The sequence below is a fragment of the Pseudarthrobacter sp. S3 genome, assembly GCF_050156905.1.
In the GTDB taxonomy this organism is placed as follows: domain Bacteria; phylum Actinomycetota; class Actinomycetes; order Actinomycetales; family Micrococcaceae; genus Arthrobacter.
Genome location: NZ_CP189583.1, coordinates 2,429,800 through 2,444,400, shown reverse-complemented (window position 1 = coordinate 2,444,400; position 14,601 = coordinate 2,429,800). Strand labels below are relative to the sequence as shown.

The following is a 14,601-nucleotide window of genomic DNA, read 5'->3' as shown; positions in this document are numbered from 1 at the left end:
TTCTGGCCCATGCGGGGGCCATTAATGGGCGTTAAGTGACCCCGCGTTGCTCTGTGGGAGGGGTTGAGCCTGGGCGAGGTAGGCGTCCAGGGTGGCGGAGCGGTGGAGGCGGGCGGACTTCTCGATCACGTCCGCGTCTGCGCCGGTCTCGATGAGTTTCAGGAGCGCTTCGTGCTCGTCCACGGACTCGTGGGCGCGGCCGGGGACGAAGCGGAACGTCGAGGACCGGAGGGAGGCGAGCCGGTTCCAGCCCCGGTGGACGAGGTCCAGGATGTGCGGGTTGGGGCAGTACTCAAACAGGATGCTGTGGAAGTCCTGGTTCAGCTGCGTGAAGCGGACGGGGTCGAAGTGCTCCAGGCATTCGCGCATGTCCTCGTTCACGGCCCGGGCGCGGGCGATCGCCACGGAATCGATCAGCGGTGCGGACAACGCGGTGGCGGCACCTTCGACGATGCTCAGGGTCTGCATCGTGTAGAGGTACTCGGTCGGGTCGATCCCGGAGACCGTGGCTCCGACGTTCCGCTCGAACGTCACCAGCCCTTCGGCCTCGAGGCGGCGGATCGCCTCCCGGACCGGGACCACGCTGACGCCCAGATCCTTGGCGATGGCGGCCAGGACCAGGCGGTAACCGGGGGAGTAGGCGCCTTCGACGATGCGCGCCTTCACAGCGGCGTAGGCCTGCTCCGATTTGCTGCCTGTGGCCATCAGGGTCTCAGTCATTTGCTTGGCCCGCTTCCCATGCTTCATATTTGGCCCGCCAGTCCGCGTTCAGCGGGTAGAGCCCGTCCACGCTGTGGCCCTGTGCCACCATTTCCGCGATGAACGTCTCCTCGCGTTCCTGGCTGATGGAGTCGTCGGCGAGCTCTTCGGCGAGGGCCGGCGGGATCACCAGGATGCCGTCGGCGTCAGCCACGATGATGTCCCCGGGCTGCACGGTGGTGCCGCCGCAGGCGATGGTGATGTCCGTGTCCCACGGGATGTGCCGGCGCCCCAGGACCGCGGGGTGCGGATTGGCATAGTACGTGGGCATGTCCATCGCGGCCACCGCGGAGAAGTCCCGGACGCCGCCGTCGGTGATGATCGCCGCAGCACCCCTGACCTGGGCGCGCAGGGCCAGGATGTCCCCGATAGTGCCGGTGCCTTTCTCGCCGCGCGCTTCCATGACCAGGATCTCGCCCTCGTTCACGGAATCGATGGCCTTCTTCTGGGCGTTGAACCCGCCGCCATGGGTCTTGAACAGGTCCTCGCGGTTGGGTACATACCGGAGCGTCCGGGCCAGGCCCACGATCCGCTTCTCCGGACGGGTGGCCTGCAGGCCGTCGATGCTCACGTTGTTCAGGCCGCGCTTGCGCAGCTGGGAAGAGAGCGTGGCGGTGCAGACGCTTTCGAGCTTCGCCTTCAGTTCCGGGGTCAGGACATGCCCGACGGCGGCGCTTTCGACCGCGGGAAGGCCCGCCGCTTCCCGCGAACCATACGCCTCCTCCCGCTGTGCGTCGTCAGCCTTGGGCCGGGCACCAAAGTCAGCGAACGCCGTCGTGCCTTCCTGCACCCGGGTGACCAAGCGCCCGGTGTTCAGTACACCAGCGCTGACCTCAACCTCGACGACGTCACCCGGGTTTGCTACCGAAGCGCCGGCAGGTGTGCCGGTGAGGATGATATCGCCCTCCTCGAGGGTCAGCAGCTGGGACAGGTCTGCGACAAGCCGGGCGAACGGAAAGAGCAGGTCTTCGGTGGTGTCGTCCTGGACGAGGTCCCCGTTGTGCCAGGTCCGGATCCGCAAAGCTGCGGGGTCAACGGCGTCCGCGGCGATCAGTCCCGGGCCAACCGGGGTGAAACCATCGCCGCCCTTGGACCGGAGGTTGGAGCCCTTGTCCGCGTAACGCAGGTCGTAGACTCCGAGGTCGTTGCTCGCGGTGACCCATTCAACGTGGCTCCATGCATCCTGGATGCCTACGCGGCGGGCGGGTCTGCCGATGATCAGGGCAATCTCACCTTCGTAGCCCAGCAGCTCGCAGCCCGCAGGCCGCTCCACTGTTGAAGGTGTCTCCGACGAGCCGAGCGCCAAGGACGACGACGGTTTGAGGAAGTAGGAGGGCTGCGCGGGAGTACGCCCGCGCTGGGAAGCGCGGCTGGGGTAATTGATGTGCACCGCAATGACCTTGCGGGCCGCGGCCACGGTGCCCTCGTTGACCTGCTCCAAATTGTCTCCTCATGAAGTACGAAATCGTATATGATGACTATTGCCCACGAAGAGAGCTTCGTCAAGCCCCTGTATCACCGCTGATTGAGTCTCTTGTTGTTCGGATCACACTGCCGTACAGTGTTGGACCAACCCCAGCGTCTCTAATATAGAATCGCTAATTCGCATATAGAACACCGGCTTGGTGATCAATACCCACAGTGAAGTGAGGAAAGCCCGTGCAGTTTCACCACCATGGATACGTATCCGGAGATCCGCGGGTGCAGCCCGCTGCCGGAGTCGGCATCAATCGGCCCGCAGAGCTTCCCGACGAGGTAGACGTGCTCATTGTGGGGTCCGGGCCTGCCGGCATGCTCGCCGCGGCGCAGCTGTCCCAGTTCCCGGGCGTCACAACGAGGATTGTGGAGCGCCGGGGCGGGAGGCTCGCCATCGGCCAGGCTGACGGCATCCAGGCCCGCAGCGTCGAAACCTTCCAGGCCTTTGGCTTCGCCGAGCGGATCATCGCCGAGGCGTACCGCATTACGGAGATGGCGTTCTGGAAGCCGGACCCGTTGGATTCCACGCGCATCATCCGGACCGCGCGCGCCGCAGACGACCCGGCTGGCGTCAGTGAGTTCCCGCACCTGATCGTCAACCAGGCCCGCGTGCTGGACTACTTCGCGGAATTCATGGCGAACTCGCCCACGCGCATGGCGCCCGACTATGGCCTGGAATTCCGCAGCCTCGACAGCGCGGGCGAGGGGGAGTACCCGGTGACCGTGACGCTGGTGCATACGGAGGGCCCCAACGCTGGCCGGGAGCGAATCGTCCGGGCCAAGTACGTCGTCGGCGCGGACGGCGCGCGCAGTAAGGTCCGGGAGTCGATCGGCTGCACGCTCGCCGGCGACAAAGCCAACCATGCCTGGGGCGTGATGGACGTCGTCGCCGTCACGGACTTCCCTGACATCCGTACCAAGTGCGCGATCCAGTCCGGTACCGGCGGCAGCATCCTGCTGATCCCGCGCGAAGGCGGGCATCTGTTCCGGATGTACGTTGACCTCGGCGAGGTCAACGAGAATGATAACGGCGCGGTGCGCAACACCACGATCAACCAGATCATCGGCAAGGCCAACGCGATCCTCCACCCCTACACACTCGACGTCCGCAACGTCGCCTGGCATAGCGTGTACGAGGTCGGTCACCGCCTGACCGACAGGTTCGACGACGTTCTCCCGGAGCAGCGGGCCACCCGCACCCCGCGGGTGTTCATCACGGGAGACGCCTGCCACACGCACAGCGCCAAGGCCGGCCAGGGGATGAACGTCTCCATGCAGGACGGCTTTAACATCGGCTGGAAGCTCGGACACGTGCTTGAAGGCCGCAGCCCGGAGAGCCTGCTCGCCACCTACTCGGCGGAGCGCCAGGTCATCGCAAAGGACCTCATCGCCTTCGACAAGGAGTGGTCAACGCTGATGGCGAAGAAGCCCGAGGAGTTCGATAGCCCCTCCGAGCTTGAGGACTTCTACGTGCGCACCGCAGAGTTCCCCGCCGGATTCATGACCCAGTACGCACCCTCCATGATCATCGGCGCGCCCGCACACCAGGACCTGGCCACCGGGTTTACGATCGGCAAGCGCTTCAAGTCCGCGCCCGTGGTACGGGTCTGCGACACCAACCCGGTCCAGCTCGGCCACCACGCCACGGCGGACGGCCGGTGGCGCATCTACGTCTTCGCCGACCGTGCGGCGCCCCAAACGGGAGAACAGGCTACGGGCTCCGCTGTCGCGAACTTCGCCGAATGGATCGCGAACGCGCCGGACTCACCGCTGGCGGCAACGCCGGCGGGGGCCGACCGTGACGCGTGGTTTGACCTGAAGGTGATTTACCAGCAGGACCACTCCAGCGTCGACATCGGAGCCGTGCCCAAGGTGTTCAAGCCGCAGGTAGGACCGTTCCGGCTCGCGGACTATGAGAAGGTCTACGCCACCGAGCCCGCGGCGGACATCTTCGAACTCCGAGGTCTGGACCGCGGCGGCGTCGTCGTCGTCGTGCGGCCCGACCAGTACGTGGCAAATGTCCTGCCGCTGAAGGCGATGAGCGAACTGGCCGCCTTCTTTGGGCCCCTCCTGCCGGCCCGGCACGCAGAAGCAACTCCACCCGAAGCGCAATCCGCCGGATCCGGGGCGCGCACCGGCCTCGTCCTCAATCGGACATCAGCGGAATGATTGGCGACACCGAGCTCGCTAAGTCGTTCATCCACGCCGCGGAGGTGGACGGACAGGTGTACCACGCGGGTGCACCGAAGCGGGAATGCCGATGCCAGGTGCCAGCAGCGAGCGGCACCTGCAGGCCCAACAACGACCAGAACCACCCATCGGAGACGTGGAACCCAACGCCCAACCGCCAGAATCAAAACCAGGACCGGACACCCAACCCAACCATCATGAAAAATTCAGTACGCTCGAATACGGGGCTTCGTGCCCTTACTCCGGCTTTTCCTTGGACAAGGCGATGATCCAGTCCGGCGTCACGTCGCCAGTGAGCTTATCCAAGGTGATCCTTGCTCTGGCGGCAGCGATCTGAACTTTTCGGTCTTGTGGGCTGACAGATGCAGGACGGCGGGACGGCGGGACTGATTCCACACTTGTTTGGGTGGGCCTGCGACGGGTTCCCGGGTGTGCCATGGCCATCGTCGACCTCCTACCTGCTTGCGCCGTCATTTGTTGTCTTCTTCATTCTCGCGCCTTGCTTCCGGGTCGTCCAGCCTCGTCAGGCGAGCCTCGACGTGATCTGAGACGGCAACTGCGTCGGCGGCTTCTGCAAGGCGGGCGGCGTTTGCCGCTTCGAGCGGATCGTCGGTGCCAATTTTCAGGAGAATTCCGTCCTCTGGCGTGGCCAGTTTGCTTCGGCCCAGGATGTTGATGGCCTGCTGTCCCATCTCGGCCCGCTTGGGCTCATCCGACATGGAAGCGTCCAACGCCCATTGCGCGCGGCGCCACCATTCGGCGCGGTTGTCAGCCCGGCGTCTCTGCCACAGCGTGAAAAAAGCGATGAGGGCCGCAATGACGGCTGCTATGAGCGGGGCGAACGCTGCCCATACCTGCCAGTCGGCCGCGGGGGCGTTGTGGACGAACACGTCGATCGGGCCCGGGGATGATGTCGGTGGCATAGGTTCACCCTAGGCCGCGGTCTAGACGGCGCCCGGCGTTGTAAAGGTGTGGCGTGGTTCCGGTGGACCCGTGCGATCTCGGCGGCGATCTTGCGCAGCTCCAGCTCCGCGGCGATCTCGGTGGCCGTGAACGGGAACAGCGCGGCCAGTCCCGGGGCGGTGTAGCCGTTATTGTCCCCCTGGATGACCCCGCAGCTTGACGGCGCGCCGGTAGCGGGCGTTGAGATTCGATCGTCTTGGTCGAGCAGATCACGCGCCGGATTTCCACGTCGTAGTCCAGGAACGGGATGAACTCCTCCCACGCAGGTCCCGGCCGGCGGGTCGGAGAGTGCCCCGAAGGAGGCGTCAGTGCAACCCAGAATAGGTGACTCATATGATCACCTATTCTGGGTTGCTGGGTGTCTAAATGCCGGCTTTCCGCATGACCCACGAAATGAGGGGCCGCAGGTTTCTCGTGTTATCTGGACGCAGCAAGACGTGCATCCAGCAAGCCGGCAGCGATTGCTGGAGCAAGCCCTGGTGCCAGTGGAAGTCGCGGGACCACCAGGCAGTGCCAGAGGTGATAGATGTCCGCCTTGCCGGACCACACGGTCGAGGTGACATTGCCGTTCTCGTCGAGTTCCTGTTTCCAGGACCCGTGGTCGTAGTCGATGAACCAATCGCGGGCGTGGTCCCAGATTCGCTCGTACCAGTCCGCGTACTTCTGGTCACCGGTGGCGATGTAGAGGGCTGCCGCGCCTCCAATTGCCTCGGCGGGAACCCAGCGGATGCGGGTAGTGACAACCGGCTTGCCGTTCCAGTCGACGGTGTAAACGAATCCCGGATGACCGTCCGGTTCCCAGGCGTCGCGAGTGGCGGCGTCGAACAAGCCCCGTGCATCCTCCAGCAGCCAGGGCGGAACCTCCATGCCGCGGGCTTCGAGCCCGGCACGGACATGCAGGAGCAGGCGTGCCCACTCAACCCAGTGGCCTGGGGTTCCGCCGTACGCGCGGAACTGGCTGGCCCGGTCATCGGTGTTGTACTCGGGCATGGGGTTCCACTCAGGGTCGAAGTGCTCGAAAACCCGGTAGTTGTTGTTGCGCGCAAATTCGTGGATGAGCACCTCGGCGATATGGAGTGCCCGTTCGAGCCAGCGGTTCTCCCCGGTCACGTCGGCGACGATGAGGTACGCCTCGACGGAGTGCATGCTCGCGTTCCCACCACGGTACGCTTCGGTTTCCGTGAACTCCCGGTTCCAGGAGTCGAAGCACATGCCGGCGTCGTGGTCCCAGAACTTCGTGTCAGCGATACGCAGCGCCTCGTCGAGCAATTCCCTGGCGCCCGGGCGCTTGGCGGCAACGGCGCTGGCAGCAGCGAGCAGAACGAAGGAGTGCTGGTAGCCGGACTTGGTGTCGTTTACCGGTCCATTCCCGTCTATCTCGGCATACCAACCGCCGAACTCATCATCGTGGAAGACGCCGCTGAGCGCGGTGATGCCGTGGTCCACGAGTGCCGCAGCACCAGGGCGTCCCATGAGGGCAGCGACGGCGAAACTATGGATCATACGCGCAGTAATCCAGAGGTGGGTCGGCTTGTCGGTAAACACCGCGCCGTTGTTGTCGAGCCAGCCGAATCCTGTGGGCACCTTTGAACCCGCGGCGAAATTGATCAGCCGATCGGTTTCGGCCTCGAGCCATCGTGCGTGAGCGGCACTGTTCAGCCACGTCATGTTATTTCCTCTCTATGGTGCGGGTGCAATTGAGAATGATGCCTGATTAGCGAGTGCCGAAGTCGGAATCTGTGTAGGCGCCTGCGCCACGGGCAGCGCCCCCGCAGTTGCAACGGTCTCCTACTTCGAGCTGGATGGTCACCGGAGCGCCCGCATCAATCGTCAGGGAGACGGTCTCGCCCTTTATGGTGGACACACGCAGGAGGTTTTCTTGCGGAGAAACGACTGGCATAGCCGCCCTTTCGTTGGTGGTTCGGTGTGGGCGGGATGGGCGCCGCAGCGGTTGCTAGCCGACGACATCGAGCACGCCGCGGATGGTGGTGGCAGCCGCTCCGAGGTACGCCAGGACGATCAGCAGGACCTGGGCGGTCCGGGCCGGGACGAACCGGGCAGCGACGTCGCCCAGCACCAGGCCTGCGAGGCAGGCCATGGCGACGGCCACCCACATTCCCCATGGCAGCGGGGGGAACGTCTCCGGGGCAGTGAGAGCTTTGGAGATCAGGGAGAACACGCCGATGGTGAAAAAGTACGGTTGCATGGTGGCAGCGAAGGATTTGTGCTGCCACCGGGTGGCGATGGAGTACATGCTGACGGCAGGCCCGCCCACCCCGGCTGCCGTGTTCATAAATCCGCTCAGGCCGCCGGCCGTGAAAAGGTAGCGGCGGCGTGGAGTGAGCGTGGCGGACTTGAGGCCAAGCAAAATGGTGAGCCCAACGGCGAGGAGCACACCGATGGAGATCTCCAGCACCGCCGGCGGGATGAGCCGGATCAGGAAGGCTGCCGGGATGATCCCCAGCAGCGCCGACGCGGCCAACGCCGCGTACCGCTTCCAGTCGATGTCCCGCGCCACCCGGAAGATGATGGCTCCCGCCGTCACGGCCCCGCAGAGATTCACCAGCACCACCCCTTCCACCGGGCCAAGGAGCAGGACCAGGAAGGGAGCAGCCACCAGCGCGAAGCCCATGCCGGTGATGCGCTGCATCCCGGCTCCCATGACGATGGCGCCCAGCACCAATCCGGTGGTCAGCATTTACGGCTTCCAGGCCACGTACTGGACCTCCTCGAACTCCTCGAGCCCAAGGCTTGATCCTTCGCGGCCCAGGCCGGACTGCTTGACTCCGCCCATGGGAGCGAAGGCCACGGAGGGAAGGGGATCGTTGACCCCCACGATGCCGGCTTCCAGGCGTTCGGGGATGTCCCAGGCGCGCTTGGGATCGCGGCTCCAGAGGTACGCGGCGAGGCCCATCTCGGTGGCGTTCGCCTTGCGGATGGCGTCCTCGTCCGAGGTGAAGGTCACGACGCCGGCCGCCGGGCCGAACACTTCTTCGCTCACCAGGGGTGCGTCGTCGGGGACGTCCGTGAGCAGTGTGGGAGCCATGAACGCGCCGCGCGCCGGAACCTCGGTCCGCTGCGTGACGCGGCGGGCGCCGCGGGCGAGGGCGTCGTCCACCAGAGCCTGGACGGCGGCCACCCGATCGGCGTCGATCATGGGACCGAGGTCCGGGACGTCCGAACCGTCGTCGGGAACGCCGTGGCCGATGCTCATGGCGTCGAACCGTGCCGCCAGTTTCTGTGAAAATTCCTCGGCGATGCTGTCCTGGACCAGGAACCGGTTGGCGGCCACGCAGGACTGGCCGGTGTTGCGGAGCCGGCCCAGGACTGCGCCGTCGACGGCTGCGTCCAGGTCCGCGTCCGCAAAGACGATGAACGGTGCGTTGCCGCCCAGTTCAAGCAGCGGACGGACCACGCGTTCTGCGGCGGAGGCCATGATCTGCTGGCCCACGCCGGTGGATCCGGTGAAGCTGACGGCCCGCACGGCGGGGTGCTGGAGCAGGGTTGCGGTGATTTCGCGCGAGGGTCCGTGAACCAGGTTGACGACGCCGGCGGGGAACCCGGCGTCGTGCATGACCTCGAACAGGCCGGTGGCGGCGAGCGGCGCCTTTTCGGACACCCGGCCCACCACGGTGCAGCCTGCGGCCAGCATTGCGGCGAGCTTGCGGGCCTGGATGGATACGGGAAAGTTCCAGGGGGTGAGGCTCAGTGCCACGCCGATGGGTTTGCGGAGGCTGAGGTGGCGCCGGCCGTGGAGTTCGGGTGGGCTGACGGTGCCGGTGGAGCGGCGGGCTTCCTCGGCGAACCAGCGGAAGTACTCCACCGAGAAGTCCACCTCACCCTGGGCTTCCGGGAGCCGTTTTCCGGCTTCCAGGGCCAGCGTGTGGGCCAGTTCGTCGCGGCGTTCGGCCAGCAGGTCGGCGGCGTTCCGGAGCAGGTCTGCCCGGTTGCGCGCGGTGGTCCGGGACCAGGAACCGAAGGCGTCGGCCGCGGCGTCAGCGGCCGTAGTGGCATCGTCGGCGGTGCCCCAGGCCACTTCGCCGACCGTGCTGCCGTTTCCGGGGTCGGTTACGTTCTTGGAACTGCCGGCGGAGTGCCAGGATCCGTTCACCAGGTGTCGGGCTGATTTGAGGTTCACGTATGTTGCCTTTCGTTGGGCTGGTGGAGGTCCGGCACCGCCGGACGGGCGGAGCCGTCCTCCGTCCAGGAGGGCGTCGACGGAGCAGTCATGGCTGGTGCCTCATCCTTTGCTTGCTCCGGCGGTGATCCCGGCAACGAAGTAGCGCTGCAGGAAGACGTAGGCCACCACTACGGGCAGGGAGGCCAGGATGACGCCGGCGAACAGCAGCGGGTAGTTGGTCTGGAACTCGCCCTGGAAGCTGAGCAGTGCCAGCGGCAGGGTCCGGTTGCCCGGGGACTGGATGAACAGCAGCGGGTAGAGCAGCTCGTTCCAGTGGATCACGAACAGGAAGATGGCCGCGGCAGCAACGGACGGGGCAGACAGGGGGAGTGCGATCGACACGTACGTCCGCCACGGGCCGGTGCCGTCAATCGAGGATGCTTCGTAGAGTTCCTTGGGTAGCGTCCGCATGAACCCGCCGAGGATGAAGACGGCGATCGGCAGGGTGGACACCACGTTGGCCAGGATCAGGCCCGCCAGGCTGTCCAGCAGCCCGAGCCGGCCGAACAGGACGTATAGCGGCACCATGTTGGCCTGCGCGGGGATGGCCATGCCCAAAACGAGGAAGCCGAAGATGGCCCAGGCCATGAACCCCTTGAGCCGGGAGATGGCGTACCCGGCGAGGCTGGCCAGCAACAGGGTGAGCGGCACGGAGATGGCGGTGACAATGACGCTGTTGGTAAAAGACGAGCCCAGGTCCTGGCCGCCGATCACCTCGGCGTAGTTGGCCGGCGAGAGGGACTGCGGCAGGCTGAACGGTCCGGCGAACAGTTCCTGCGTGGACTTGAAGCTGCCGAACCCCACCACGGTCAGCGGAACGATGATGATGACCGCGTAGATCGCGAGGATTCCGCGGCGGGTGACTGAGGCGAGCATGCTGTCATTCCCCCTTCGGGGTGAGGCGGAGCAGCCGGCGCTGCAGCCAGGTGACCAGGGCGATCATCGCCATGAAGATGATCGACTGGGCGGCGGCGTAGCCGAACTCCGAGTTGGCAAAGGTGCTGTAGATGCGGGTGGAGAGGATGTCCAGGGACTGCTTGGGCGGGTTGCCCGCGATGCCCAGGATCAGGTCGAAGGCCTTGAAGGACTGGACGGTGGTGTAGGCCACCACGATGGACGTTGCCGGGGCGACGAACGGCCAGGTGATGGACTTGAACTGCTGCCACCTGCTGGCGCCGTCCATCTCGGCTGCTTCGTAAAGTTCCCGCGGGATGGCCTGCAGGCCGGCGATGTAGACCACCATCATCTGCCCGGAGTGGAACCACACCTGCGTCACGGCCACCCAGTACAGGGCCTGGGCGTTGTTGCCGAGGTAGGAACCCTGCAGGGCTTCGAGCCCCACGCCGCCCAGGACCGCGTTGGCGAGGCCGAAGTTGGGGTCGTAGATGAACTTCCAGATGAAGGCCACGGAGACGGAGGACAGGATGGTGGGGAAGAAGAACAGGGCCCGGAGCAGGATGCTGCCGCGCGAGTTCTTCGTCAGGAGCAGGGCCAGCACTAGCGAAAAGGCGGTCTGCGCGATCACCACCAACAGCACAAACTTCAGGTTGTTGGTCAGCGCGTTGGTGAAGAGCGAGTCGTTGGTGAAGGCACGGACGAAGTTGTCCAGCCCCACGTAGTTGAACGCCGCCGAGAAGCCGTTCCAATCCGTGATGGCGTACTGGAACGCCTGCAAGGTGGGCATCACCAAGAAGAACGCAATGATGGCGACGGCGGGAAGCGGGAAGAGGTACAGTGCTGGATTCACCCGTGTGGGGGAGCGGCGGCGCCCCTTCGCGGCGCCGGTTTCAGTCCCGCCGTCCGGTGCCTTCCGTTCGTCAGCCATTTTGGTGTGGGTGCTCATAGCCGTTCGTCAACGATCTTCTGGGCGGCTTCGGCAGCCTGCTCGGGGCTGATGCCCGAGATGACGGCCGTGGCGCTGGCCTCCACTGCGTTGCGGACATCGAGGTTCTGGAACTGGAAGCGGGCGGCCAGCGCGGTCTTTTTGTCCAGCCAGGGGCTGAGGCGCTTTAGGTCCGGGTTGGTGTATTCCACGTTGTTCACGGCCACGTGCTGGGCTGTTTTGTTGGCGTAGTAGCCGGCGTTCGCGGGCTCGGAGAGGAAGTCGATCCACGCCGCGGAGGCGGCCTGGTTCTTGCTTGCTGAGTTGACGCCCAGGATGAACGTCGCGTTGTAGGCGCCTTCGAACTTGCCGCTGCCGTCGGAGGTGTTGGGGAACACCAGCTCGATGGGGAACGTCGCGCCTAGGCCGCGGACGGCGGCGATGTGGTACGAACCAGTGGCCAGCATGGCGGCCTTCCCCTGGGAGAACAGGTTCTGCGCCGGCTCCACGGCCGTGCCTGTGGCGTTGGGCTGCAGGTACGGGACCAGTTCCTTGTACTGGCCCAGCATTCTCAGGAACCAGTCGTCGGTGCACTTGAGCTTGCCCTGCTCGATCTGGGCGCACATGTCGTCCACGGGGGCGTTGTTGGCGATCATGCAGTTGAACAGCTGGCCGCCATTTCCGACGTCGCCGCCCGGCCAGGAGATGGGAATGACGCCGGAGGCCGCGAGCTTCTCGCACATGGCCAGGAAGCCGTCCCAGTCCTTCGGGGCGATCTCCGCGCCGGCCTTATCGAACAGGTCGCCGTTGGCCATGGGCATGGGGAAGACCACCTGGTATGGCAGGCCCAGTTGGCTGTCACCGGACTGCCCGGCGGTCAGCAGGCCAGGCTGGTAGTTGGCGGCGGCCTTGCTGCCTTTGAGTTCGGTGTAGATCCCGGCCTCGGTGAAGTTCTTGAACTGGGCACCACGGAAGGTAGCGAACGCGTCGCCGATGGCTGCGCCGCGGACCTTCTGAAGGCCCTGGGCGTTGTAGTCGTTGGATGTGGAGATGTCCTGGGCCACCTCCACGCCGTCGTGCAGCGCCGCGAAGCGCTTGATCAATTCATCGAATACCACCTTGTCCTCGCCGCGCCAGTGGGCGAAGGAGACCTTTCTCGTGACGGCTCCTGTGGAGGGGGCCGCCGGTCCGGTGGCGCCACCGGGGGCCGTGCTGCCGCCCGGCCCGGCGCACGCTGCCGCGGTTGCTCCGAAGCCCAGGGCTCCGAGAATCGCGATTGCCTGCCTGCGTGAAATCTGACTCACAATATTCTCCTCGTTGAGTGTGTTGCTGTGCCTTGCTTGTTGCCTACGGAATGGCTGTCACCAGGAAGCGCTTGGTGCGTCAGGACTGCTCATGCACTGGTCTTTTGCGTCGAGACCACGTCGTCCACCACGGCGCAGAGGCGCTGCAGCCGCTGGACGGCGTCCGTGGAGAGGGATTCGACGACGTCGGGGGCACCAATGCAGGACGCCCAGACGGCGCGTCCGGAGAGGAAGCCGCTGGCGCCTTCGAGGCAGGCCCATCGGACCGCGTCGGGGAAAACATCTTCGGGGACGCCGGAGGAGAGGACCACCCACGGGCCGTCGATGGCCCGGGTCAGGTCGGCGCAGGCTGCGCGCACCTCGGCTTCGGGGGCTTGGCCATGGAAGGGGACCTCGGCCTTGTAAAGGTCCGCGCCGAGGCTGCCGAGTTCCTTCGCGGCGGCGAGGATCCCTGCGTTCCAGTCGAAGTCATCGCCGGACAGCGGTTTGCGGGAAACTGGCTCAATAATGCTGATGAGTCCTGCGGACCGGCAGATCTCCACGAATTCGCGCACCATGGCCACGCGGTCGTCGGCGGGCTCGTCCGGGCGGTACAGCACCAGCAGCTTGAGGGCCTTGGCGCCCAGTGCGGCGTATTTGTGTGGGTCCACCAGCCGGTCGATGGTGACCTCGCCCACCAGTTCGCCGTGCGCGGATTCAAAGTGGTCGGCGGAGGCGATGAGCCCGCAGCCGGGGTCCACCACGTCGTCCTCAATGGCCTGGTCCAGCGCGAACTGCCGGTCGATCAGGACGCCGGAGGCGTACGGGGTGAGAATTCGGGCTGCCTGGAGCTTGAAGTCCTGGAGGTCCTGGTCCGTGACGGGAGCATCCTGGTGTTCGGCGATCATGTTGCGCATCGCCTCGCGCTGGTCGACGGCGAGCATCGCGAAAGCGCCTGACGGGCGCTGCAGGGGGGAAAGATCGGTGGAGGTCATGGGCTGCTTCTTTCAGCTAGGGGTGAGGTTGGAGGCAATGGCGGGGGTGATGCTCTGGTGCGGGATGCCGGAGCGGCCGTCCAGTCGCCCGCAGGAGGCGGCTGCGGTGCGGCCGGCGAAGGCTGCCGCGTCCACCAGCGGCAGGCCGGCGGCAACGGCCGCGAGCAGGGCGCCGTGGTAGACATCGCCGGCGCCCAGGGTAGACACGATGGTGGCGGGTGTCGCGGGCACGTGCACGGCATCGGTGTGGCCGGTTTTGACCCAGGCCCCTTCGGACCCGGCGGTCGCGACGACGGCGGAGGCGCCGTCGTCGATGGCCTTCTGGAGCAGCGCCGCAACACTGTGGTGGTCACCGTAGTCGGCGCGGAGCCGTTCGATGGTGGGGACATACAGGGCGACGCCGCGCGGACTGAAGGAGGGGATGGGGTTGCCGGCGTCCACGCTGAGGTTCAGGTTGCCGTGGTTGAGACCGGGGAGGTTGGCGACGGCGCTCCAGCCCAGGTGGTCCACGTGCACCCACGCCGAGGCTTCCAGGAGTTCCCGGAAGCGCCCCTCGGCAGGGAAGTTGACCGGCGGCACCGGGCGGGTGACGATGGCGCGGCTTTCGGTGGCCTTGCTGACCACGATGACGCTTGCTCCGGTTTTGACTTCGGGATCGCGGACCACGGCTGAGGTATCCACGCCTTCAGCTTGCAGACCGCTGATGATGCGGTCGCCTTCCTCGTCTGTGCCGATGACTCCGGCGAAAGCGGCCTGCGCGCCTGCCCTGGCGGCAGCAACGGCCGCGGTGGCAGCCGGTCCGCCTCCCGCCGTCGTGAAGTCTGTGGCAACGGTCCGGCTGTCTGCGGCGGGATAATCCTGAACCAAGGCTATGGAGTCCAGGGTGGCGGAGCCTATAAAGAGTAAGGTTCCGGTTGATAGTTGGGACACGTT

14 protein-coding genes and 1 pseudogene are annotated in these 14,601 nt (G+C 65.7%); 2 read left to right on the top strand and 13 right to left on the bottom strand.

Annotated elements, in window-relative coordinates; all coding sequences use genetic code 11:
• Nucleotides 1-21: 21 nt before the first annotated feature.
• Together ACQCSV_RS11690 and ACQCSV_RS11685 are read right to left on the bottom strand one after the other, a co-directional pair.
• Nucleotides 22-720, bottom strand: coding sequence for a GntR family transcriptional regulator (locus tag ACQCSV_RS11690; RefSeq protein ID WP_426938466.1), 699 nt, complete (start codon nt 718-720; stop codon nt 22-24).
• The gene (locus ACQCSV_RS11685; protein ID WP_426938465.1) at nt 713-2,200 is read right to left on the bottom strand and encodes a fumarylacetoacetate hydrolase family protein; all 1,488 of its coding nucleotides are present in this window, start codon (nt 2,198-2,200) and stop codon (nt 713-715) included. The genes ACQCSV_RS11690 and ACQCSV_RS11685 overlap by 8 nt, the downstream gene beginning before the upstream one ends.
• A gap of 218 nt (nt 2,201-2,418) precedes the next feature.
• Here ACQCSV_RS11685 and ACQCSV_RS11680 point away from each other — a divergent pair, with 218 nt between their 5' ends.
• The gene (locus ACQCSV_RS11680; protein WP_426938464.1) at nt 2,419-4,404 is read left to right on the top strand and encodes an FAD-binding monooxygenase; all 1,986 of its coding nucleotides are present in this window, start codon (nt 2,419-2,421) and stop codon (nt 4,402-4,404) included.
• Between the two features lie 491 nt (nt 4,405-4,895).
• Here the strand turns inward: ACQCSV_RS11680 and ACQCSV_RS11675 are convergent, their stop codons facing one another.
• A complete protein-coding gene (locus ACQCSV_RS11675) occupies nt 4,896-5,348 on the bottom strand; it encodes a hypothetical protein (RefSeq protein WP_354223972.1) in 453 nt (150 codons plus the stop codon).
• Between the two features lie 53 nt (nt 5,349-5,401).
• Here ACQCSV_RS11675 and ACQCSV_RS11670 point away from each other — a divergent pair, with 53 nt between their 5' ends.
• Nucleotides 5,402-5,548, top strand: a complete 147-nt coding sequence (locus ACQCSV_RS11670) for a hypothetical protein (protein ID WP_354154942.1) — start codon at nt 5,402-5,404, stop codon at nt 5,546-5,548.
• Here the strand turns inward: ACQCSV_RS11670 and ACQCSV_RS11665 are convergent.
• From ACQCSV_RS11665 to ACQCSV_RS11620, 10 genes and pseudogenes are all read right to left on the bottom strand, one after another.
• Nucleotides 5,532-5,652: pseudogene (locus tag ACQCSV_RS11665) on the bottom strand (transposase); the annotation flags it as partial. The gene ACQCSV_RS11670 and the pseudogene ACQCSV_RS11665 overlap by 17 nt on opposite strands.
• A 153-nt stretch (nt 5,653-5,805) precedes the next feature.
• Nucleotides 5,806-7,056, bottom strand: a complete 1,251-nt coding sequence (locus tag ACQCSV_RS11660) for an AGE family epimerase/isomerase (RefSeq protein WP_426938463.1) — start codon at nt 7,054-7,056, stop codon at nt 5,806-5,808.
• Between the two features lie 46 nt (nt 7,057-7,102).
• A complete protein-coding gene (locus ACQCSV_RS11655; protein ID WP_354223970.1) occupies nt 7,103-7,252 on the bottom strand; it encodes a hypothetical protein in 150 nt (49 codons plus the stop codon).
• Between the two features lie 90 nt (nt 7,253-7,342).
• The gene (locus ACQCSV_RS11650; protein ID WP_426938462.1) at nt 7,343-8,086 is read right to left on the bottom strand and encodes a sulfite exporter TauE/SafE family protein; all 744 of its coding nucleotides are present in this window, start codon (nt 8,084-8,086) and stop codon (nt 7,343-7,345) included.
• Nucleotides 8,087-9,526, bottom strand: a complete 1,440-nt coding sequence (locus tag ACQCSV_RS11645; protein ID WP_426938461.1) for an NAD-dependent succinate-semialdehyde dehydrogenase — start codon at nt 9,524-9,526, stop codon at nt 8,087-8,089.
• A gap of 102 nt (nt 9,527-9,628) precedes the next feature.
• Complete coding sequence (locus ACQCSV_RS11640; protein WP_354154862.1) at nt 9,629-10,444, bottom strand: carbohydrate ABC transporter permease; 816 nt, start codon at nt 10,442-10,444, stop codon at nt 9,629-9,631.
• Nucleotides 10,445-10,448: 4 nt separating this feature from the next.
• On the bottom strand, nt 10,449-11,411 hold the full coding sequence (locus ACQCSV_RS11635; protein ID WP_426938460.1) for a carbohydrate ABC transporter permease: 963 nt from the start codon (nt 11,409-11,411) through the stop codon (nt 10,449-10,451).
• Nucleotides 11,408-12,694, bottom strand: coding sequence for an ABC transporter substrate-binding protein (locus ACQCSV_RS11630; RefSeq protein ID WP_426938459.1), 1,287 nt, complete (start codon nt 12,692-12,694; stop codon nt 11,408-11,410). Before ACQCSV_RS11630 ends, ACQCSV_RS11635 begins: the two co-directional genes overlap by 4 nt.
• Before the next feature lie 89 nt (nt 12,695-12,783).
• Nucleotides 12,784-13,668: an aldolase gene (locus ACQCSV_RS11625; protein ID WP_354154859.1), complete on the bottom strand. Its 885-nt coding sequence runs from the start codon at nt 13,666-13,668 to the stop codon at nt 12,784-12,786.
• A gap of 12 nt (nt 13,669-13,680) precedes the next feature.
• The gene (locus tag ACQCSV_RS11620; RefSeq protein ID WP_354154858.1) at nt 13,681-14,598 is read right to left on the bottom strand and encodes a PfkB family carbohydrate kinase; all 918 of its coding nucleotides are present in this window, start codon (nt 14,596-14,598) and stop codon (nt 13,681-13,683) included.
• Nucleotides 14,599-14,601: the final 3 nt, after the last annotated feature.

Coding starts and splice junctions, on each gene's coding strand:
- ACQCSV_RS11690 (WP_426938466.1), bottom strand. CDS start 720: ATGACTGAGACCCTGATGGCCACAGGCAGCAAATCGGAGCAGGCCTAC.
- ACQCSV_RS11675 (WP_354223972.1), bottom strand. CDS start 5,348: ATGCCACCGACATCATCCCCGGGCCCGATCGACGTGTTCGTCCACAAC.
- ACQCSV_RS11660 (WP_426938463.1), bottom strand. CDS start 7,056: ATGACGTGGCTGAACAGTGCCGCTCACGCACGATGGCTCGAGGCCGAA.
- ACQCSV_RS11650 (WP_426938462.1), bottom strand. CDS start 8,086: ATGCTGACCACCGGATTGGTGCTGGGCGCCATCGTCATGGGAGCCGGG.
- ACQCSV_RS11640 (WP_354154862.1), bottom strand. CDS start 10,444: ATGCTCGCCTCAGTCACCCGCCGCGGAATCCTCGCGATCTACGCGGTC.
- ACQCSV_RS11635 (WP_426938460.1), bottom strand. CDS start 11,411: ATGAGCACCCACACCAAAATGGCTGACGAACGGAAGGCACCGGACGGC.
- ACQCSV_RS11625 (WP_354154859.1), bottom strand. CDS start 13,668: ATGACCTCCACCGATCTTTCCCCCCTGCAGCGCCCGTCAGGCGCTTTC.